Here is a 19,526-nt window from a genome sequence, read left to right as displayed (position 1 = left end):
GCAAAACTGCGTGGGCGGCTGATCCGTGGGGTGTTCCAACCAGTGGGCGGCGCCCCATTGGCCCCCCCCTACTGCTGTGGCGTGACGCGTACCGGGAGGCCGTCGAGGGTGTGGGCAGACGCCGGCATCCCGGCCGCCTGGGGGAGATGACGCTGGTGCTCGACTCCTTCCGGCGCAGAGCGGGCGGGGACGGGGATTTCGTGCTCGGCGATTTCCTGCTCGGCGGCAAGGACTATCCACCGGGCCCGGCGGAACTGCCGCACGATTGAGGGGCGGACGTCCGGTGACCCGGTGAAGCCGGTCCGGGCGGCGCTCGGGGAACGGGCCAGAACGGACCCCGGTCGGGGAGAGGGCCCGAGGCAGGGCAGTCGTTGAGGGCTGAACTGCTCCCTCCGGCGGGACACCAAGGAGACACTGCACCGCTTCGCATAGACTCCCGGACCGGAAAGTCCAACGAACGAGCGTGCATAGCGGAGCTGCCGATATGCCCGCATGCCGCGCAGCGCCGCAGGTGGCGCCACGCCCCCGGTCCGTCGCGCCCATGCACTCCACGCAGCCTGCTCCGCTGGAAGTGGGGGTCGGATCGGGGCCTGGGATCTGGTCGTGGGGTACGAGGGATGCCTCCCTGATGAGGCGCCGTCGTCAGGTTTCGGCGTCGGTGCGCGCGAGGATGCCTTTGAGCATCCCCGTGGCCTGGCCCACCTCGATGAGGTAGCCGTCCGGATCGCGCATATAGCAGCGCAGCTCGGCGCGGCGGTCGATGGGCGGGGTGAGGAACTCGGCCCCTTTGGCGCTCGCCGTGGCGTAGAAGTCGTGGATGTCCGCCACCCGTACGTTCAGAAAGCTGGAGACGGTGTGGGGGTCCTCCGGTGTGCGCAGGACGACATCGGGTTTGTCGTCGGTGGGTCCGCCGCCTGGGTTCATGATGATCCAGCTGTTGGCGGCCTTGACGATGCAGGGGTTCTCATCCAGCACCACCGTTCCACCCAGTACGTCGGCGTAGAAAGCCCGCGAGCGAGGGACATCGCTGACCGTGAGGAAGTGCGTGAGCACCAGTCCCTCGGCCGGTGCAGGAAGGTCGTCGGCTGTGGCGCCGGAAGGCGTGACGTCGGACATATGCCGAGCGTATGGCGCGTATGGCTGCGCGGCATTCCCAGCCAGTGCGCCTCTTCACCTGGGTAGTGCCTCCGGCCGGTGCGGGAACAAGGACCTCGACGATCCTCGTTCTCGCTGGTCAGAGGAACCCGGCCGCGCCGCCGGTGGATGGCCCCGCTACTCACGGCGATGGCGGCGGCGACCGCGCTGAGGGTGGTGCCGGGCTTGCTCAAGTGCCGGGCCGAGGTCAGTACCAGCGGCAGAACGCAGCAGCACCGTATCCGGCCTCTGCGGCGTATCGAATGACCCGTACGGGCGCGTCGGTGAGTTCCGCCGCATCGCAGTCGGGTGTGTCGCCCATCGCGGTCATCCAGTCGGTAATCCGGGAGAGGGCGGTGTTTCGCTGCGCGTCGGACATGAGCAGGGCTTCCTCAGCCCGAGGCAGAGCGGTCCGAACCTCGTCGGCGGAAAGCAGGAAGTTCCCGAACCAGCCGGGGAGCATCGCCGATCGTTGAGCGCCAAGGCCGTAGTACAGGGCCGCGACCGGGTTGGTCTTTCGGGCGGTCGCAACGAAGAGACCGGCGCCGACTGCCTCGGGCATCAACGTCATACTCGCGTCCTGCATGGCGTCCGTGGCCGCGGTGGACACGTTGGCGTCCTCGATGAAGTCCGCGAATCGATGGGCGACCGGCGTGGGCGCCAAGGGTCCGGAATGACCCATGGAACGCTCGAAGAACGCCACTTCCTCGCCGCCGTTCGACCACCAGGCCAGCGTCTGGCTGAAATTCGGCGGCTTGTCCCAGTCGCCGGGCCGTATGAGATGGACGTAACGGTCCGGAAGTTCCCGAGCCTCCGCGTCAGGGATGACGCCGACCACCCACGCACCTGTCGAGCTCACCGTCGCCCCTCTCGGCCTGCGGGCAACTCTATCCGCCTCGCTGATCGGCATCACGAGATCCACGAGGCGGGTGGTCGAGGGGGTCATTCGGTGTGGGAGCGTATGAACTCTTCGTACGCCTCGGGTGTCTGATCGGTGGGGAGCGGCCGGTAAAGATCGTGCGGGCCCGGAACGAGGTGGCGGGCGACGAGGTCCGCGTGGGTCTGCTGGAGATGAGAGATCTCGCCGGCGGACGGGTTGACCGCCGCCACTGGGGGTGGGGTCACGTTCGCGAGGACGTCGTCGGTGCGGGGTGTGGTGAGAGTGAGGACGTCTCCGAGGCCGGTGGCGGCGGCGTCCCGCTGGGTGAGCGCGGGCAGCGACCAGCGTTCTTCGAGGGTCTTGAGGATGCTGGTGTGATCCAGTGGAGTCCCGTCGGCGGGTGCGCGAAACACGATGCCCTGGTCGATCAGCGGGGAGACCAGCACGGTTGGCACGCGGACGCCGAATCGGTCGAAGCCGAAGCCGAGTTCGCCTGTGGTGCCGTCCCCGGGCGGAGTGGCCGAGGTCGGGGGAGGAACGTGGTCGTAGCATCCGCCGTGTTCGTCGTAGGTGATGACCAAGAGCGTGTGGTTCCAGGCCGGGCTGTCGTGCAGGGTGCGGTACACCTGCTGGATGAGCCGTTCGCCGCTGGCCATGTCCTCGACGGGGTGCTCGCTGTTGCCGGTGGCCTCCCAGCTGGGTTCGAGGAAGGTGAAGGCGGGCAGTGCTCCCGTTCCGGCAGCGGTCTGGAAGTCGGTGAACCGGCCGAAGTGGTCTGCGGTGGCGCTGTGGATGTCGGGGAAGTTTCCCCTGGTCAGAGGGTCACTGATGTACCCGTATACCTTCCAGTCGAGGCCTTGTCGGCTGAGCAGTCCGAAGATGCTGGGGCAGGTGAAGGTGTGGGTGTGGTCGTCCATGTGCCCCTGGCTGGTGCCGGCGCAGGCGAAGGCGCGGTTCGGCATCGTCTCGGTCGGTACCGGGCTGAACCAGTGGTCGCAGACTGCGTAGCCGCTGGCCAGGCCGGACAGGACGGGCAGACCGCTGGGGGTGTGGCAGCGCATGACGTCGCCGTCGTTGGTGCCCGGGATGATGGTCGGCCGGTGGCCGGGCGGATTGTTCTTCACCTGCTGGGCCCGCAGGACCAATGTGTCGGCGAAGTTCGTGACGAAGCCGTTCATGGTCGCCGTGGGTGGTGACGGGGGCGTGAGCGAACCGAAGAGCTGTGCGTTGGTCGGCCGGTAGCCCTCGCCCGGATTCACGCCCGGCGTGAAGTAGGCATGCGGATCCCCCGGTTGGATGCGGCTGACCTTGACGAGTTGTCCTTGCTTGTCGGGGTTGGACTCCGTGCCGGTCAGCCCTTCGTAGGGCTGACCTGAGGGTGAGACGTTGCTGTGTTCGGTGTAGAGAAACCCGAGCAGGTGGTCGAACGAGCGATTCTCCAGCATCAGCACCACGAGGTGCTCCATGGCTGAGAGTTGATTCCCGTCGGTCATCAGGACCGTCCGCAGCTCGGCCGCCAGTCGGATCGGGGTGTCGCACGACGCTCGCGCCGACTGCCGACGGGCGGCCGGTTGGGATCGCGGTCGGCGACCACGTCGGCGGTCAGCTGGTGCCATCCGGTGCCACCGGTCGTGACGTCGAAGACGCCGATGTAGCCACCGGGCAGGAGTTCGAGAGGTTGCTTGATGTGTTCGCTGTAGTCGAACCGCGTTGAGTTGGCAGGTCGGTTCGGCTCGAACCAGGCGGGGAAGACGAAGTCGCTGACCAACGTGCCGCTGATCTCGTAGGCGTTGGCGTCCGCCTCGCAGGCGTCGGCCACCTCGAGGGCGTACAGGGTCCCGCTGGTCGCGTTCGGTTGGTCGAATATCACGCGGTTGATTTCGGGATCCGCGAGCATCTCAAGAAGTTCATGACTGGCGGTCACGGTCCACTGCTCGCCGTACTGCAGGTCGGTACCCGCGAACACCTTGCCCAGCGGCATGAAGTTCGAGGTGAGGTCGTGGTAGCCCAGGGCGCGGGCCTGGTCGGAGTTGTCCAGGACCAGTAGCCACCAGGAGTCCTCGGAGAGCTCGGCACTCGCGACGTACGACAGTTGGGCGTCGATTCCCCAGGCCGGGGCGAAGTGCTCGGTGACCTGCTGCTGCAGTGCCGGTACCACGGCTGCGACCTCGTCGTCCCGCAAGACCGTGCTTCCGTTGGTCACTTGGATTTTGACGTTCGGCATTTCTCCTCCAGCCATGATGGAACGTTGAACGTGGAACTTACGTAGACCGCTTCTCTCACTCTGGGGCGCGGGGCGTGACTGCGGCGTTACGGCAACGCGACGGCACGCGCTACGAGCGCGGTTCCGGCACCTGTGATGCGACGGGGCAGCGCCAATGCCCGCGGCATGTTTCGACAGGTCGCGGACAACGCCGCAGAATGGGAACGTACTGACGTGCACCGCCAAGGGTTCGGTTACGGCGATGGCGAGACAGGAAAGGATTGGTCGCAGCGTGGCCCGAGCGGCAGCGCTGACGGGGGACCGACGGCGCCCTGCCGTGACGTGGTCGGGCGGTGCGTGGGGCTTGTCCGGAGCTGAGGCCGACGCTGCGCACCACCTCGTCGTGCTGGGCGGCTTCGACTTGATGATCGACGGCCAGTCGGTGCAGCTTCCGTCCGGCTCGGAACGATTGTTGGCGTTCGTCGCGCTGCGCTGCAGGGCGGCTGTGCCCCGGGGCCTGATAGCCGGAACACTGTGGCCGGACGCTCCCGAGTGCCGCGCCCACGCCAGCCTCAGATCTGCCCTCTCCCGCCTTCACCGCGTGGGCAGGCTGGCGCTCGACGTAGGACCGAGCGAGGTCCGCTTGGCTCGTGACGTGAGCGTCGACTTCCACCAGGGCAAGCAGCTGGCCCACCGGATACTCCAGGGCCCACCGCAGAAGGCCTGGCACGTGTCGACCGACGCGATCGAGGAGCTCTCGCTGGACCTGCTGCCTGGCTGGTACGACGACTGGGTCATGTTGCAGGCGGAGGATTGGCAGCAGCTGCGCATACACGCTCTGGAAAGGCTCGCGGAAGTCTTCACGGCGGCCGGCAGGTATGCCGACGCGGTCGCCGCCGCCCACGCCGCGATTCGCGCTGACGCCCTGCGCGAGAGCAGTCAGTCGTGCCTGATCCGAGCGCACCTGGCCGAAGGAAACCCCTCAGAGGCGATGCGGGACTTCGAACGCTACGCGCGACGACTCCGCGCCGAGCTGGGTCTGTACCCGACCATGCAGTTGCGCAGCCTCGTGCCAGGTCTCAGCGCTGTCACGCTCCGGTGACGGTCTCTCCGGAAACTGGGTTCATAGGGCAGCCGCGGCGAGGGGCGACCCGGCAGCCGCCGTCGTCAGCCTGTCCGGCTTGCTGTTTACGTAGGGAGAGGGGGAGCACGGGGCGCCATGCAGCAAAAAGGGAGAATGCAAACGAAGTCGCACGGACGAATCGCATGGTCCGCAGCGACTCGGCAAGCCTTGTTGATGCAGCAGCTTCCAACCGAGCGGGAGCCGCTTCTGTGGCGAGACAGTAAAGAGTTCAAGGACTGGATGGAGATAAAGCGAGGCTTCACCAAGGTGCTTGTCTATTCGGCGGCGCCAATGATTTGGATATCCGTGCTCATGACTCCGCTGACTATTCACGTCGGGGAATCGACTTGGTCTCGCGCGATCCTCCTGACCGTTCAAGTCGCGATATTTCTTGGTGCGCTGATCATTCTCTTGATCGGGACGTTCGGTTACATGGCGGCCAGGCGAGCGTTCGACGACCGAGTAAGGCAGGCCAACTCTGCCGCGACCGAAGAGGCTGTCGAGCGGTTGCGGAAGAGTCAGAGGATAAGACTCGCCGACCTATTTGTAATAAATAGACGTCAGTTGGACGAATACCAAGCGGTGAGTATTGCCGAGCAGCATGCAGCTTTTCGGAACGCCCAGATCGCGTCTGCTGTCGGGTTCATCTTCCTGGTGGTTGGCGTGGGATTGTCCTTCGGTGCGCACAAAGAGGCCGCAATCTACACAAGCGCCGGTCTGGCGGGGCTCGGCTCGCTGCTCAGTGGGTTCGTGTCGGCAGTGTTCTTCAAACAGTATTCGGCGACAACCAAGCAACTGCAACGCTACTACACCGAGCCGTTCAGGATGGGGCAGATTCTGACTGCCGAGCGCATTGCCTGCCTGGACGATCACGGAAGTGTCGAGGAAATCGTCGCATCCCAACTTCGCCGAAGCATAGTCGAGACACTTATCGGGCAATTGCCCGCACCGTACGCTGCATCCAGAGACAGGAGTAAACAGAACAAGATACCCAAGGGCGTGGGTGGGAGGCCCTCGTCCCAGAGTTCGCCCGCTCCAGAAGTGACAAGCCCTCCCGGGAGGTGAGCCGCGAAACGTTGCGAAACACCGAGAGAGGGCGACCCATCCGGTCCCGCGATCACCGGCATGCCGGCCGTCCGAGGTGTACGGCCTCTACGCGACGGGTGGCGCCGCCACGCTCACCGACGACCTGGAGAAACGGACGGGCCGCCCGGCCGGCTCGTTCACCGTCTTCGCCGCCGAACACGCGGCGGCGCTACGCGCGCGGGCTGACCGAACCGGCCACGGCCGCCCCCCCGTTGATCGGATACGCTACGCGTCCGAACGACGGGGGGGAGCAAAAGATGTTCGACAGACGACTGAGAGCGACGCTCGGCGTGGCGGCGGTCCTGCTGGCCACGCTCACCGCCTGCGGCCTCGACGGCCCCGATCCCGTCTACGGTCTCAAGGACGACCTCCGGCACATCCCCCAGAAGACCACCCCGGCCACCCGCCCCCACATGGTCAAGCAGTGCACGACGAGCACCGTCCGGGTCGGGCACTCCTCCACCACCGGCTCCGGCAGCCACCGCCGGACCCGCACCTGGTACACCACCGAGCGCCGGCAGAACTGCCACAGGGTGCAGCAGGGTACCGAGACCTACCGCAAGGAGATACGCCCGGAACGCTGGTGTGTCCGCCTGGACGACGTCAACGGCGACCGCGACCGGGACAACGTCTGGTACCGCGTCGACCGCCGCGACTACAGCCAGGTCCAGTTCGCCCACTACCACACCCGTGTGAAGTTCGTCCCGGCGTCCGCGAGAACCTACTGCTGACGTCAAGCACGCTTCTCGATCACCGTGGTGAGGCGATGAGTTGGTCGGCCAGGCGGCGCGCTTGGGTCAGCAGGGTGCCGTAGGTGGCGACCTCGTCGGGATCGTCTGGTCTGGAATGGGTCAGGTGGTGGCGCAGTGAGTCGAGTGTGCGGTGCAGTTCGTGGACGGCCCGGCGCAGCTCGTGGTCGTTTTGGTGGCCGAAGCGGCTGTGGCTGTAGAGGTGGAGGGCGTGGGCGGTCTGGCAGAGGAACTCGGCGTAGCGGCGGGCGAGGACGGGCTGGGGTCGGGCGGCGGAGCGGTCTTCGGCCGCGGCCTCGAGGACGGTGCGGGTGACGCCGGTGGTGTGGACGGCTGCGTAGTCCAGGACGACGACCGCGTCGTCGTAGTCCTTGCCCAGAGTGGATCGCGCGCGGGTGCGGCGGCGGAGGTTGATGCGCAGGCTTTCGCGGCTGTGGCCGAGGGCGGCGCGAGCCTGGTCGACGAGGCGTTGCAGGCGTAAGGCGCGTTCGTGCCAGGAGCTGGCCTCGTCGGCGTCCCACCGGTTTGCGGCGAGCCCGTCGGCCACCGCGTGAAGGATGTCGTGTGCTTCTCGGGTGGCGTCCTGCAGGGCGGCTCGGGTGTCGCGCAGGTAGACCGGGGGGCGGATCAGCGCGTTGACGGCGATGCCGACGATGGCGCCGAAGACGGACTCGGTGATACGGGCCGTGGCGGTGGAGATGCTGACGGACCCGTTGGTGAGGACGAACAGGGCGCCGGTGGCGGCGTAGATGCCCTGGCTGCCCAGGCGCTGCCAGTGTCCCAGCAGCACGGCTGTGGGCAGTACCAGCGCCATCGCCAGCATCGTGTCGTGCAGCAGCAGTGCGACCGTGGTGGCCACGATCGTGCCGGTGGCGATGGCCGAGAGCTGCTGCAGCCCGTGTGCGATGGATCGGTAGACGGTGGATTCCACCAGCACGATCGCCACCCACGGTGCTACGAAAGCCATCGGAGCTTTGAGCCACCAGCCGGCCGCCGCCCAGGCGATCCAGGCAGCCAGCGCCGCCTTGCCTACCTGCACGGCCAGGTCCCGCTCCCGGCCCGGCCCCGCGCACGCCCGCTTCACCGTCTGCCCGGCAGCCTGCACCTGGCGCCGCGCCCTGGGCGCCACCGCTCGTATCGCCTCCATGCAAGTGCAGGTGCCACCGGTTGGCACCGCGCATGCCGCTGGGGCAGTCATCCCGGGAAAGTCTCGTACGGACGCCTCTTCCAAGTGAGTGCCCGTACTCGGTGGATGGGTGTCGTGGAGAGCAGGCGGCCGGTGCGGAACGCCGGTTCGTTGTTGCAGCCGCCCTTGCGGCGGAAGGCCCGATACAGCAGTCCTGCCCCCAGCGCCATCACGGCGACCGCGCACGGGTAGTCGTAGCGCCAGTGCAGTTCCGGCAGATGGGAGAAGTCCAGGCCGTAGTGTTCGGCCAGGTCTTCGCCGGCGGGTGAGGACACGCACCGCTCCAACTCCGAACACCCGTGCGTATTTGGGCGGCTGTCTCGGCGTCTGCATCGACGATCACATCGGTCACCGCGTGCAGGACGCTTACCTGCCCGAGTCGTGCCAGGTCCCACTGCTCGGCGAGCCGGCGGGCCGCCTCGTCGGTGGGGATTGTGCGCGCCATGGCGTACGACGGCCTGGACCGCGTGATGGAGGCCGTCGCCATGCTGCCTGCAGTCGCGGAGGATCTTGTAGTTCTTCAGCCGGCCGATGACGTGTTCCACACGGGCACGGACCCTGCGGTGCTCGACGTTGTCGTCCTTTTCGCCCTTCAGCAGACGTCGCCCGGGCGTTTGCGGTGCGGCACCGCCATCCCGCAGTTGAGATAGGCGCCGTCACCCGGCACGGTCTCCTTGCCTTCACGGGGACGACTTCCGGCGCATAGAAAACCGGAGAGGTCCAAGGCAGACGGCTCCCCGCCTCTCCGGCTCGGAGAATGCTCAGTCGATACAGAACTCGTTGCCCTCGATGTCCAGCATCGGGATGCACGCATCATTGCCGTCATACAGCGTTCGCACGTGTACCGCGCCGAGCGGGACCAGTCGCGCACATTCGGCCTCAAGCGCGGCGAGGCGCGCTTCACCCACGAGACCGGTGCCGACCCGCACATCAAGATGCACCCGGTTCTTGGCGGCCTTCCCTTCGGGGACGCGCTGGAAGTACAGTCGCGGGCCCACTCCTGAGGGATCTACGCAGGCGAACCACGAATCCCGCTGCTCAGGTGGCTGCGAATGGTTGAAATCGTCCCAAGTGGCAAACCCCTCCGGTGGCGGCGGTACGACGTACCCCAACACCTCGCACCAGAAGCGAGCGAGACGCTCAGGTTCTGCGCAGTCAAAGGTGACTTGAAACTTCTTGATCGCTGACATCGGCGCACCATAGCAGGGGGACTCTGCCACTCATTTCCCGAGGCGGATCCACTCGCCACCCGTCGCGCCGCGGGTCACCTTGGACACCAAGAAGAGAAGCTGGACCACGGCTTCCCGGGCGACCTCGCGCTGGAGGACGACGAGTCTTGGCACTGGCCCGAGACCGAGGGCTACTGAGCCCATTGCCACGACGGTTCTCGCAGCAACCAGTCGGACTATGAGCGCTGACATCGTCTGCGCCGGTCGAGGTTACCTGCCGAAGGGGGAGCGATGCTCGGAACCTGTGGATCAGCCCGGGCACGCCGTACCTTCCCGGATGATTGATCGATAGGTCACTGGGCAAGACTGGGGTTCGCAGCATCGGACGTGAAGGTACGTCCGTGCTCACCGTGGACGGCTCCATGCATTACGGTTCGTCGCTGATCGACGAGATGGTTCGGGAAGGCGCAAGAAGGATGCCGACCGCCGCCCTGGAGGCCGAAGTCACCGCTTGCATGACTGATTTGGCCGACCAGCGCGACGAGAACTGTCGGCGGCTCGTGGGTCGCAACGGCTACCACCAGCCCAGGAAAGTCACCACCGCCGCCGGCATGGTCGAGGCGAAGGCCCCGCGGGTGAACGACAAACGCGTTGATGAGGCGACGTACGAGCGCAGACGGTACTCCTCGGCGAACTGTCGCCCTGGCGCCGTAAGTCGACCAAGGCGCATGGGGTGCTGCCGCTGCTCTACCTGCACAATTGGTCCTCCGGCGACTGCGTGCCCGCCCAGGAGCAGGGTGGCAACAACCTGAGCAGGTCATACGAACCCCGCCGCCGCGGTACTGCAGCGGATGCCTTACTCTCCCCCTTCCAAGACATACAAGGGGGCATGATGCGGGTGAAGCGTGGGGTCAGACGGCTGACGGCAGCCGTGTTGACCGGCGTGCTCGGTGCGGCCGTGGTGGGCTGCGGGCCTCGGCACCCGGTCGCGGCGGCCGGCGGCGGCCAACAAACCCCGGGCAAGGCCGTTTACGCCAAGTCGGCTGACGTGCCCGAGCAGGTGGAGCCGGATGGCACGAGCATCTTGGTGGGCGATCCCCAGGCGCGGGTGACCGTGCACCTCTACGAAGACCCGCGTTGCCCGTACTGCAAGGAATTCGAGACCTCGGGCGGCGGCCCGGTCCTGACCAAGTGGATCCTGCGGCGCAAGGTCAAGGTCGAGTACACGATGGCCTCGTTCCTGGACGGGCGGCTGGGAGGAAGCGGTTCGAAGAAGGCGGTCAACGCGCTGCGCGCGGCGGTGGAGGAGGGGAAGTTCGCCGAATACCACGCCGTCCTCTACCAGAACCAACCCTCCGAGGAGGTGGACGGTTTCACCGACGCGCGCCTGCGGCAACTGGCGAGCAAGGTGAAGGGGCTGCGGAGCCCGTCCTTCGACACCGCGGTGAAGTCCATGAGGTACCGGGACTTCGTGGATGCTTCCGAGAAGGTGTTCGCTACCGCTGGGCATTACAACGGGCACGCCGGACCGGGCACGCCTACCGCCGAAGTGAACGGGTACCGGATCCCCGTCGAGTACAGCGGGCTCCTCTACAAGGCCGATCTCTTCGACAGGTATCTGGCAAGGGTGGTTGCTGCGGCGACGTGAGCGTCGACCTGCCGGGGGCTTCGTGTCCCCACCGACCACGACCCAGTTCGCTCCACCGCGCGCTTCCCCTCACCGCCGTGATCGGCTGTGCTTGAGTTCGCTGCCATGGCGCCACCGTCACCCCAGCCGGAGCCTGACCGACACGACATCGCATGGCAGCATCCCCTCAGCACGCACCGCCGAGCAGCCACCCCGCCATGCCCGGAGAACCGTGGAGCTTTCCGGGCAGAGGCTGTTCTGGGTGCGATAGCACGCCTGAAGCGTCATTAGCTTCCTTGATGCGAACCATGGGTGCGACGTCCGCTGACGGTCGATTGGCTGTTCAGCAAGGGAGGCCAGAGGTCTTACTCGGTTGACTGCGGTCTGCCCGGTCGCTGTACTCCGTTGCTGTAGGGCGACTTCGGAGGACCTGTGACCGCACTGCCGGCGAGCGTAGACCGCGACATTCTCGATCACCGGATCCTTTTCGCGGTCAGGACCATCCGCGAAACGTTGGGTTGCACGATTCATGAAGCCATTGACGTCTTCGCGGTCCGGTATGAGGAACTGCGCCGTGATCGTCCGGGCGACTTCGTTGTCGGGCCCGAGGAGTACGGCCGCGGCTTCTACTCCTGATCGGCGGTGCACCAGTCCCCGCCCCTCAGCCGATCGTCCACTGGGGTCCACCTCAACCGCTGCTGTTCGTGCTTGTTGGTGTCAGCCGCCACACGTGGCCTTGACAGGGCTGCCCGTTTGGCCTGCCCACCATTGGCACTCACTTCTGGCTGGCGGCGAGGAGGGCGAGGACCTTGGGCCAACCCTGTTCCTTCGCGACAGCGTTGCCTACGCGACTGCCGCCCTCGGATGGGGCATCTGTGCCCTCCGCGAGGAAAGGGAAGGTGCCGACGCCGTGTCCGGCGCCGGGGTAGACCAGCGCCTGGTACGGATACCGGTGGTGGACCGCATGCAACTCGCCGGTGATCGCCTTGACGTAGATCGGTGATGGCCACAGGGAGTCGTCTGAGCCGGCGATGGCCAGCAGCGGTCCGCTGAGGTGATCCAGTGGGATGTTGCTTTGGAGAATGGGGTGCCCCTCCTTGGTCCAGGCGTCGCCCCCGGGATTTCCCGGGTTGACGTTGGACGACGGGGAGTACACGACGACGCCGTGGATCAGATCGGGGTAGTCCTGGGCGAGGAGCAGGGCGGGCTCGCTGCCCCGTGAGTAGCCCATGGCGATGACGTGGGCGGCGTCCACGCCGGGCTGGGCTGCCAGCAGGCGGGCGGCGGTGGCGAAGTACTCCAACGGGATGTTGCGCAGTGTGGCGGGCAGGCCGCGCTCCCCGAAGTAACCTAGAGCCAGCGTCGGGTAGCCGTGGGAGGCCAGCAGAGCCGCCTCCCACTTCATGCTGACACCGCCTTCGGATCCGCCGAAGGCCAGCACGGCCGGACGCCGGGGAGTGCCGGGGCGAGGCAGGAACATCTCTCCGACGACCTTGTCATGGGCGAGGGTGAGCGTACGGGAACTCACTCCCTTGGCCGCCCATTCACGGGTGAGCGTACGGCTCGCCAACTGCCGCCCATGCGCCGTCACAGTGATCTGCACGGCGTAGGAGGGGGAGGACTCAGGGTAGCGAGGGAGGAAGTAGTCACTGTTCGGGTCGTCGGCCGGGGGCCTCATCGACCAGAACAGGCCCATACCGTCGACCGTGTTGTACGTCCCCGACACCGGCCGCGTCCTGGAGAGGTCGACGAGGCCGTGATCGTCCGCGGTGAAGGTTGCCCGGCCATGCCACACCTTGCCGTCGTACGCGGTTGCCGCAGAGCCGACGGTGATCTCGTCGTGTGGCTCGAGATCACTGATCCTCAAGTGAACGGCCTGATCAGCCAAGGTAATCGGTGCATCGACGCCGATGACTGCCCTGCTGCTAATGGGCGTCCCCGAGGAGCATCCTGCCGCTCCCCAGCCGATCACGACGGCCACCGCCAGGGCCCATCCCCGCAACCACCGTAATGACACGATGCCCCCAGCACCAGGAATTGATCCACCACACTGATCTTGAAATACCCGCCGAGTCAACCCCGGGGCTTGTCTATGGCGGCGCGGGATTCGTGCGGTGATCCCTCAGCCCGCCGACCAGGCTGCCAACCGCAAGCGGCTCGGCAGCCGCGGCGGCAGGCCACCGGCCTTCGACCGCGAGGCCTACCAACAGCGGAACGGGGCGAACGGACAGGTCCGAGCTCCGTGAATCGGGGCAAGCCGGGTTCCAGGGTGTACGTCCTGCCGGACGCGAACGGACTGCCCCTGGTCGTCGGCGTGTCCCGGTGCGCTCCTCGCCCCCTCGCCCGTAAGCTGGGTTTTTGCTGGTCCGGGATCGTGGGGCCGTGCGCATGGCGGTCGTCGTTGGCCACCATCGAGCGGCCTCGGACGGCCCAGCTTCGCCGCACTCGGCTGACGGCGGCCATCCTTGATGCGCCCACCTGGTGATCAACTGACCCGCGAGGATCGAGGCGCGCGGGGATGGGCGGGAGCTGTGGTCAGTGGATCAACTCGGGGTCCGTGGTGAGCTCGACGACGCTCCACGGTGTGTAGGGCAGGATGGCGAGCCCGTCATGCAGCCTGCGCCGTACGCGGTCCTCGTCCGCGACGTCCCAGCAGCCCGGCGCCACGACGAAGTCGACCCTGACGTAGAGCTTGTGGCCCATCTTGCTGGCGCGCAGCACCGGCTCGGGCAGTTCTTCGGCGGCCCGCACTCCTTCGACGACCTCTCGGATCAGCTGCTGTACGGCCGGCTCCGGCGCTGACTCCAGGAGCTCGGAGGTGGCCTGGCGGAGCATGCGCACAGGTAGCCGGGCAAGCATCAGGCAGCTGATCAGGACCAGTACCGAGTCGGTGTACGCCTGCGCGCCGCGCCATACCGTTGTGCCCAGCAGAAGCGCCACGACGCCTCCGGCAACGATGACGAGGCTGGCCACGGCGCCCGAGAGCCAGGCTGTGGCCTCCGCACGAACGAGGTCCGACCGCGGACCGCGTCGTACCAGGTAGCCATACGCCGCCAGGCACGCCAGTCCGCTGACCGCTCCGTACGCGGCCAGGTCTGCGGATGCCACCTCGGACCCACCGCCGAGGATGACCCGGACGGCCTCCGCGGTGGCGTAGATGAGCGTTCCGAGCAGCGCGAGACCCTGCACGCCCACGGCCATCGGCACGAGCGACTCCCGGCCGAACGGGAATCGCGGTGTCGGGCCGGCGGCTGCGAGGCGTGAGGCGCGCAGTGCGACCCACGACAAGCCCAGCGCCAGGACGGCGTAGACGCCGTCGAACAGGATCACCTGTGAGCCGGATGCGAGCCCCCACGCCAGGGCCATGACCGAGAACACGACCGAGACCAACATCGAAACCCTCAGCGCGCGCTGCTCGCGCGCTGACCGGGACGGCCCTGCATCTGCCATTTCAACATGATCACAGGGCCCGATTGCCGCGGCAACCGGACGCCGGCACTGTGGGCTGCCGTGGCAAGCAGGCGCCGACCCCGGCCACTGAGCGTTTTCCATTCTCAGTCCGAGCTGGCCAGATGCAGGCTGAGGATGGCCTGGACGAGGCTCGTGACGCGGGTGGTCGAGCATCGGAGCTTGCGAAGGAGCCGCCATGTCTTCTGGGTGGCCACCGCCTGCTCGACGAGTGCCCGGATCTTGGCATGGGATCGGTTGACGGCCTGCTGAGCCGTGGAAAGGCTGTCCCAACGGCCGCGGTAAGGAGTGCGGATTGTGCCGCCGGCACCTTGGTAGCCCTTGTCCGCCCAGCAGGTGACGCCACCTGCGGCGAGAGCGTCGACGATCCCGTGCTCGCGGGCTGCCCGGACGTCGTGGACGGCTCCGGGCAGGGCAGGTGATGCCCACAGGAGGCGGCCCTTCGGGTCGGCGATGACCTGCACGTTCATGCCGTGCAAGGCCGGGCGGCGGCGATCCGGTCGATCGCCAGCAGCGTCCCGTCCAGAATCAGGTACGCCTTCAGCGATGCGGCCCGGACGGCTTCGGCGAGCGTAGGTGTGAGAGCGGCCAGGAGCTCGACGGCCTCGATGACGTGCGGTAGACGGTGGTGATACCGACACCGAAACCGGCTGCGAGCTGGGCATAGGTATGTCCGTTGCGGAGGTGGACGAGAACGAGCGGGGCCTGTCGGCCCGCACTCAGACGCCGCCATCGGGTGCCGAGAGCGCGGCGGCGCGCTCGCAGGCGGGCGGACAGGGAGCGAAGGGCAGAGCCGGACAAATCGACACCCGACGGATAGACGAACACGCGCAGCCTCCGGTAGGGACGGTTCTCTGGTCGAAACCCACCTACCAGGAGCTTCGTCATCTCGTGCGGCAGACGACTTCGACTTCCCGAGTTCAAGGAGAGTTTGGCAACGTGCGCTTTGCCGCAGTCACCCCTGCCAGGCGTCGGCCACCGAAGGGGCCAGTGCACCGGCCTGGGCGTGGCCCGCGCGGGCGGCAGCCGGCCGGCGGGTGTCGTCCGCCATGTTGCGGCCCATCATGCGGCGCGCGGCGCGGTCCGGGGACAGCAGGATGACACGCGCTCCGTCGTCGGTCAGTTCCGCAGCCTGCTGCGAGGCGCTCGGATGCGGCCCGACCGCCTGAGGGACCGGCACGACCGCCAGTACCCGGCGGTACCCGCGTGCGAGCTGGAGGTTGGCGGTCGAACGACTGCCGCCGTCCATCCAGCGTCGGCCCGCCAAGGTGACCGGCGGCCATACGACGGGTACGGCGCAGCTCGCCGCGACCGCTTCGAGTAGTGTCGCTCCAGAGTGCGAGCCGAACACCTCCGTCTGTCCGCTTTGCGCGTCAACCGCGGCGATCCGCAGCTCCCGCTCGGGCCAGTCGCGTACGTCGCCCAGGAGTGCACCTACCGTGTCGAAGACGTCCGACTCCGGGCCAGTCCGGGCGCGGAGTGCTGCCCGGGCGAGGCGTTCGATGGACCGCTGGGGATCGCGGGAGCCGAGCGCCGCCCAGAGGAAGCGCGCTGTCTGACGCGCTGTCACCGGCAGACGAACCGCGTCTGCTCCGGAGAGCTGACGCTCGTAGAGATCCGAGGCCGGGACGCCGGACCGGAGCCGGGATCCGAAGACGGCACCGGCGGAGGTCCCGATCACGACGTCGGCGCTGCCGAGATCGATCCCGGCCTCGGTGAGCCCGGCGAGCGCTCCGGTCAACCAGGCTCCGCCCACCGGTCCGCCGCCGCCGAGCACGAGTGCGGTGTCGAGCATGCTTCCCCCTCACCCTGAACGACCACGGACATCACGCCCGCGGGAGTAAATCGGGGGATGGTCCCCGTTTACTCGGCCGACGATAGCATCCGTATCGGGGAACACTCCCCGGTACGAGGCGAGAAGAGGGAGACGTGATGGGCGACCGTTCGCCGGTAGGGCGCCGTGATGCGCTACGCAACCGGAAGCTGCTGACGGACAAAGCCCGCGAAGTCTTCGCCGAACAGGGCCTGGACGCCCCGCTCGATGTAATCGCCCGGCGGGCGGGCGTGGGCAACGCCACCCTCTACCGCCACTTCCCGACCCGTGCCGCGCTCGTCGACGAGGTCTTCCGGGATGCGCTGTCGGAGACCACAGCAGCGGGCGAGCGGGCACGAACCGCCGAGGACGCATGGACGGGACTGACGCAGTACCTACGAACAGTGTTCGCGGGCCTGGCCGCAGACCGCGGCACCAACGACCTCATGACCACGAACCTGGAAGGCGTCACTTCCCTGAAGGCGATCCACGCGCACAACCGCGAAACCATCGACGAACTGCTCCGGCGCGGTCAGGAGCAGGGCACCATCCGCCCGGACCTCACCACCGAGGACCTGCTCTTCACCCTGGCAGCACTGGGCAGGGCTGTTCCGGCGCTCACCACGGTCGCCCCGGATGCCTGGCTCCGCGCGCTCGCCCTGCTCCTCGACGGCCTTCGCACCAACCCGACCGCGCCCCCTCTGCCCACGCCGGCCCTCACTTCCGAGCAGCTTGGCAAGGTGCTGCTCAATCTCGGCTCAAACAGGCGGCGTTGAGAGGATCCTGACTCACACGGCTGCCCTGGTACACCAACCCTTCACCAGGAACTTCTCCGCATCGGGCGTCGCGATCAGGTTGGGAAAGGCTCACTGGCCCGCCAACTGACCACCCGCGACGATGGCGGAGGCGTTGAGCACAGATCCGCCCAGTAACTGAGCCCTGCGTCGTTCTGCGGGACGTGGTGGGGCTTTCATATTGTTCATCCAGCCAGGGGTGCGGGGTGTGGCTCTAACTGATCTGCCGCTCGTGGCTAGAAACGATTGGCCGCCCGGCCCCCACGACTCGGATGCCAATCAGGAATTGCGAATGCTCGCTGAGTGGGGATCTGACAGCGAGGTCGTCTGTGGGAGGAATCAGCAGGACACCGCACGGAGGCGCACAAGGCCGAGATCTGGGCCGGCATCGGACGCAGGCAAGACCCACCACCACTGCGTCGCGATCGACGACAGCGGCCAACTCGGACTCCTCGCCCGCCTCGTGCAGGCGGCCCCAGACACCGGCTCTCACGCCGGTATCGCACCGAACTCGTGCTGCCCCGGCGCACGATCTGCTGCGGCCGCCGGCCTTCCTGGTCCGTCAGTCTGCGCACACGGACAGGCTCGGCCACCGCGCCTCCAACTGTCGGATCGGACGTCATCGCACGTCCAACCGCCACGACCACCAACCCGGCGAACCTATGCGGTCACAGCATTGGCCTCGCACTCCATCAGAAGACCGGTGAAATGCTGAGGGAATCGCCGCAGTGGGGCCCGTGACAACCGTCCGTGGACTTCACGCCGCGGCCCAGCGACGCGGAGCCGGTGACGTCGACCATCTAGGTTCGGGTGCATCGGCGCGGCATCTTTTGGACCGTGAGGCCACTCGGCCATCACGCGGCAACGCCCCACCACACCGCCCACGGCATGAACCCCGCTGCCGCCAGGCCCACTGGGGCCAGGCGGAGCCACGCGGCACTGCTTGGGGCCGGGGGCCGATGCCAGAGTGCCGTGGCCGAGAGACAGGCGGACGCCACTACGGCGGCGGCGAGCCCCTGCACGGCGAGCCATGCCGCCGGGCGGCCCCCCAGCTCGGGGGCCGCCACTCCGTCCCCGGCCACGAAGACGGCCAGCGGGCAGACCACCGCCACCACGACAGAGACCAGGCCCAGACCGGCCGTCCAGCACACCGGGCGCAGGACCGGGCCACGGCGCAGGAGGGCACTGACCGGGTAGGCGGCGAAGCCAAGGAGCAGGAGCGCCGGGACGAGCCAGGCGTACCAGGCGTGATCCCGCACGGGGACGCTGGTGAGCGCCTGTGGGGGTGGGGGAGCGGCACTCGACGCCGGCGGGTGACCGGCGGCGACAGCCCGCACCCAGGAGGTCATCGTGTGCACATAGCCAGCGGTCAACTCTCCCAGCCGCTTCCCGTGGAACAGCGGGCCGCCGATCCGGTCGAACCCGTTCGAGGTGCGATGCCCGTTGTGTGCACCATCGGGGACGAATGAGATGACGACGTGCCGGTTGCCTGCCCGGGCCAGAGTCTCACGGAAGATCTGTGCGCTCTCCCGAGGCGGCACCTGTGTGTCGTACTCGCCCCACAGGGCCAGGACCGGAGTCCGGCGGAGTCGCTCCAGTACCGGCACCGGAGCATAGCCGGCATCCGGGAACAAGCCGGTCGCTGCGGCGAACTGCGCGGCGGGACCGCTCACGGTGCGGCGAAACGCTTCCTCCACTCCGCGGTGACGCAGATGCGTGGCGAGGTTCCAGGCCTGCGTACGCAAGGGGTCGTACCCGGATGCGCCGATGGTGACGATGAACGCGACGTCGGCCGAGCGCGACGCGGCCAACGGCGCCACCCAGCCGCCCTCACTGAATCCCCACAGTCCGACCTGACGTGGGTCGACTCCGCTCCTGGTGCGCAACAGCCGTACTCCGGCGAGCGCGTCGTCTGCGAGCAGGCCGAAGTCGCGGTGCAGCACGGAGTAGTGGACAGTCCGCTTGTCGTAGACGAGCGTGGTGATTCCGGCCCTCGCGAAGGCCTCGGCCTCCTGCCGGTACTCCTCCCGAGGTCCGGGGCCCGAACCGCCGATGAGCACGATGCCGGGCTGTTGGCCCGAAACCTTGTCCTTGGAGAGGACGGTGCCGTGCAGAACGAGCCCTCCTGCGCCTTGGAAGGTGACCTCCGTGCGGACCACTCCGGTCTCGCTCGCGTGCGCCGCGGGTGCGGCTAGCAGGAGCAGGACGCCGGTTAATGTCCCGGACAGGGTGACCAGAAGGGCACGTATCAATGATGCGGACGTAGCCGAGTACACCACGGGGTGCGTCACCTT

General features: G+C 67.5%; 17 protein-coding genes and 7 pseudogenes. 10 read left to right on the top strand and 14 right to left on the bottom strand.

The window, feature by feature from the left end:
- Nucleotides 1-269 (top strand): annotated as a pseudogene (locus ACWEN3_RS07955) (hypothetical protein); the annotation flags it as partial.
- A gap of 373 nt (nucleotides 270-642) precedes the next feature.
- Here ACWEN3_RS07955 and ACWEN3_RS07950 read toward each other — a convergent pair.
- The 4 genes from ACWEN3_RS07950 to ACWEN3_RS07935 form a co-directional block, all read right to left on the bottom strand.
- Nucleotides 643-1,116: a VOC family protein gene (locus ACWEN3_RS07950; RefSeq protein WP_452967077.1), complete on the bottom strand. Its 474-nt coding sequence runs from the start codon at nucleotides 1,114-1,116 to the stop codon at nucleotides 643-645.
- Between the two features lie 226 nt (nucleotides 1,117-1,342).
- Complete coding sequence (locus ACWEN3_RS07945; RefSeq protein ID WP_452967075.1) at nucleotides 1,343-1,972, bottom strand: hypothetical protein; 630 nt, start codon at nucleotides 1,970-1,972, stop codon at nucleotides 1,343-1,345.
- A 104-nt stretch (nucleotides 1,973-2,076) separates the two neighbouring features.
- Nucleotides 2,077-3,507 (bottom strand): alkaline phosphatase family protein, encoded by a 1,431-nt coding sequence (locus ACWEN3_RS07940; protein WP_452967073.1) that lies wholly within the window; start codon nucleotides 3,505-3,507, stop codon nucleotides 2,077-2,079.
- Nucleotides 3,507-4,217, bottom strand: a complete 711-nt coding sequence (locus ACWEN3_RS07935) for a hypothetical protein (protein ID WP_452967070.1) — start codon at nucleotides 4,215-4,217, stop codon at nucleotides 3,507-3,509. Before ACWEN3_RS07935 ends, ACWEN3_RS07940 begins: the two co-directional genes overlap by 1 nt.
- 364 nt (nucleotides 4,218-4,581) lie before the next feature.
- On the opposite strand from ACWEN3_RS07935, the gene ACWEN3_RS07930 reads away from it, so the two are divergent.
- The 3 genes from ACWEN3_RS07930 to ACWEN3_RS07920 all read left to right on the top strand — a co-directional run bounded on the left by ACWEN3_RS07930 (nucleotide 4,582) and on the right by ACWEN3_RS07920 (nucleotide 7,157).
- The gene (locus tag ACWEN3_RS07930) at nucleotides 4,582-5,319 is read left to right on the top strand and encodes an AfsR/SARP family transcriptional regulator (RefSeq protein WP_452967067.1); all 738 of its coding nucleotides are present in this window, start codon (nucleotides 4,582-4,584) and stop codon (nucleotides 5,317-5,319) included.
- A gap of 135 nt (nucleotides 5,320-5,454) precedes the next feature.
- Complete coding sequence (locus tag ACWEN3_RS07925) at nucleotides 5,455-6,405, top strand: TRADD-N-associated membrane domain-containing protein (protein ID WP_452967064.1); 951 nt, start codon at nucleotides 5,455-5,457, stop codon at nucleotides 6,403-6,405.
- Nucleotides 6,406-6,683: 278 nt separating this feature from the next.
- The gene (locus ACWEN3_RS07920; RefSeq protein WP_452967062.1) at nucleotides 6,684-7,157 is read left to right on the top strand and encodes a hypothetical protein; all 474 of its coding nucleotides are present in this window, start codon (nucleotides 6,684-6,686) and stop codon (nucleotides 7,155-7,157) included.
- Nucleotides 7,158-7,176: 19 nt separating this feature from the next.
- Here ACWEN3_RS07920 and ACWEN3_RS07915 read toward each other — a convergent pair whose 3' ends face one another.
- The 4 genes and pseudogenes from ACWEN3_RS07915 to ACWEN3_RS07900 form a co-directional block, all read right to left on the bottom strand.
- On the bottom strand, nucleotides 7,177-8,322 hold the full coding sequence (locus tag ACWEN3_RS07915) for an FUSC family protein (RefSeq protein WP_452967059.1): 1,146 nt from the start codon (nucleotides 8,320-8,322) through the stop codon (nucleotides 7,177-7,179).
- Between the two features lie 47 nt (nucleotides 8,323-8,369).
- Complete coding sequence (locus ACWEN3_RS07910) at nucleotides 8,370-8,636, bottom strand: hypothetical protein (RefSeq protein WP_452967082.1); 267 nt, start codon at nucleotides 8,634-8,636, stop codon at nucleotides 8,370-8,372.
- A 177-nt stretch (nucleotides 8,637-8,813) separates the two neighbouring features.
- Nucleotides 8,814-9,031 (bottom strand): annotated as a pseudogene (locus ACWEN3_RS07905) (transposase family protein); the annotation flags it as partial.
- 91 nt (nucleotides 9,032-9,122) lie between these two features.
- Nucleotides 9,123-9,551, bottom strand: a complete 429-nt coding sequence (locus tag ACWEN3_RS07900) for a VOC family protein (protein WP_452967056.1) — start codon at nucleotides 9,549-9,551, stop codon at nucleotides 9,123-9,125.
- A 401-nt stretch (nucleotides 9,552-9,952) separates the two neighbouring features.
- On the opposite strand from ACWEN3_RS07900, the pseudogene ACWEN3_RS07895 reads away from it, so the two are divergent.
- The 3 genes and pseudogenes from ACWEN3_RS07895 to ACWEN3_RS07885 form a co-directional block, all read left to right on the top strand.
- Nucleotides 9,953-10,326 (top strand): annotated as a pseudogene (locus tag ACWEN3_RS07895) (IS256 family transposase); the annotation flags it as partial.
- Nucleotides 10,327-10,419: 93 nt separating this feature from the next.
- The gene (locus tag ACWEN3_RS07890) at nucleotides 10,420-11,178 is read left to right on the top strand and encodes a thioredoxin domain-containing protein (protein WP_452967080.1); all 759 of its coding nucleotides are present in this window, start codon (nucleotides 10,420-10,422) and stop codon (nucleotides 11,176-11,178) included.
- A gap of 411 nt (nucleotides 11,179-11,589) precedes the next feature.
- Nucleotides 11,590-11,793, top strand: coding sequence for a hypothetical protein (locus tag ACWEN3_RS07885; RefSeq protein WP_452967053.1), 204 nt, complete (start codon nucleotides 11,590-11,592; stop codon nucleotides 11,791-11,793).
- A gap of 139 nt (nucleotides 11,794-11,932) precedes the next feature.
- On the opposite strand, the gene ACWEN3_RS07880 is transcribed toward ACWEN3_RS07885, so the two are convergent.
- On the bottom strand, nucleotides 11,933-13,138 hold the full coding sequence (locus tag ACWEN3_RS07880; RefSeq protein WP_452967051.1) for an acyl-CoA thioesterase/BAAT N-terminal domain-containing protein: 1,206 nt from the start codon (nucleotides 13,136-13,138) through the stop codon (nucleotides 11,933-11,935).
- 109 nt (nucleotides 13,139-13,247) lie between these two features.
- Between ACWEN3_RS07880 and ACWEN3_RS07875 the strand changes: the two are divergent.
- Nucleotides 13,248-13,373 (top strand): annotated as a pseudogene (locus ACWEN3_RS07875) (IS5/IS1182 family transposase); the annotation flags it as partial.
- 2 nt (nucleotides 13,374-13,375) lie between these two features.
- Nucleotides 13,376-13,477, top strand: a pseudogene (locus ACWEN3_RS07870) (IS5/IS1182 family transposase); the annotation flags it as partial.
- 215 nt (nucleotides 13,478-13,692) lie between these two features.
- Here ACWEN3_RS07870 and ACWEN3_RS07865 read toward each other — a convergent pair.
- From ACWEN3_RS07865 to ACWEN3_RS07855, 3 genes and pseudogenes are all read right to left on the bottom strand, one after another.
- Nucleotides 13,693-14,550: a cation transporter gene (locus tag ACWEN3_RS07865; protein ID WP_452967049.1), complete on the bottom strand. Its 858-nt coding sequence runs from the start codon at nucleotides 14,548-14,550 to the stop codon at nucleotides 13,693-13,695.
- Nucleotides 14,551-14,711: 161 nt separating this feature from the next.
- A pseudogene (locus ACWEN3_RS07860) lies at nucleotides 14,712-15,453 on the bottom strand (transposase family protein).
- A gap of 127 nt (nucleotides 15,454-15,580) precedes the next feature.
- A complete protein-coding gene (locus ACWEN3_RS07855; protein ID WP_452967047.1) occupies nucleotides 15,581-16,420 on the bottom strand; it encodes a patatin-like phospholipase family protein in 840 nt (279 codons plus the stop codon).
- Nucleotides 16,421-16,557: 137 nt separating this feature from the next.
- Between ACWEN3_RS07855 and ACWEN3_RS07850 the strand changes: the two genes are divergently transcribed.
- Complete coding sequence (locus ACWEN3_RS07850) at nucleotides 16,558-17,214, top strand: TetR/AcrR family transcriptional regulator (RefSeq protein WP_452967044.1); 657 nt, start codon at nucleotides 16,558-16,560, stop codon at nucleotides 17,212-17,214.
- 458 nt (nucleotides 17,215-17,672) lie between these two features.
- On the opposite strand, the pseudogene ACWEN3_RS07845 reads toward ACWEN3_RS07850, so the two are convergent.
- Nucleotides 17,673-17,825: pseudogene (locus ACWEN3_RS07845) on the bottom strand (IS630 family transposase); the annotation flags it as partial.
- 261 nt (nucleotides 17,826-18,086) lie between these two features.
- Nucleotides 18,087-19,511 carry an alpha/beta hydrolase family protein gene (locus tag ACWEN3_RS07840; protein ID WP_452967042.1) on the bottom strand — a complete coding sequence of 475 codons (1,425 nt, stop codon included), beginning with the start codon at nucleotides 19,509-19,511 and terminating at the stop codon, nucleotides 18,087-18,089.
- Nucleotides 19,512-19,526 lie beyond the last annotated feature (15 nt).

Source organism: Streptomyces sp. NPDC004561 (assembly GCF_053602155.1).
The sequence above is the reverse complement of the archived record's forward strand: the minus strand, read 5'-3'. Positions and strand labels throughout refer to the sequence as shown.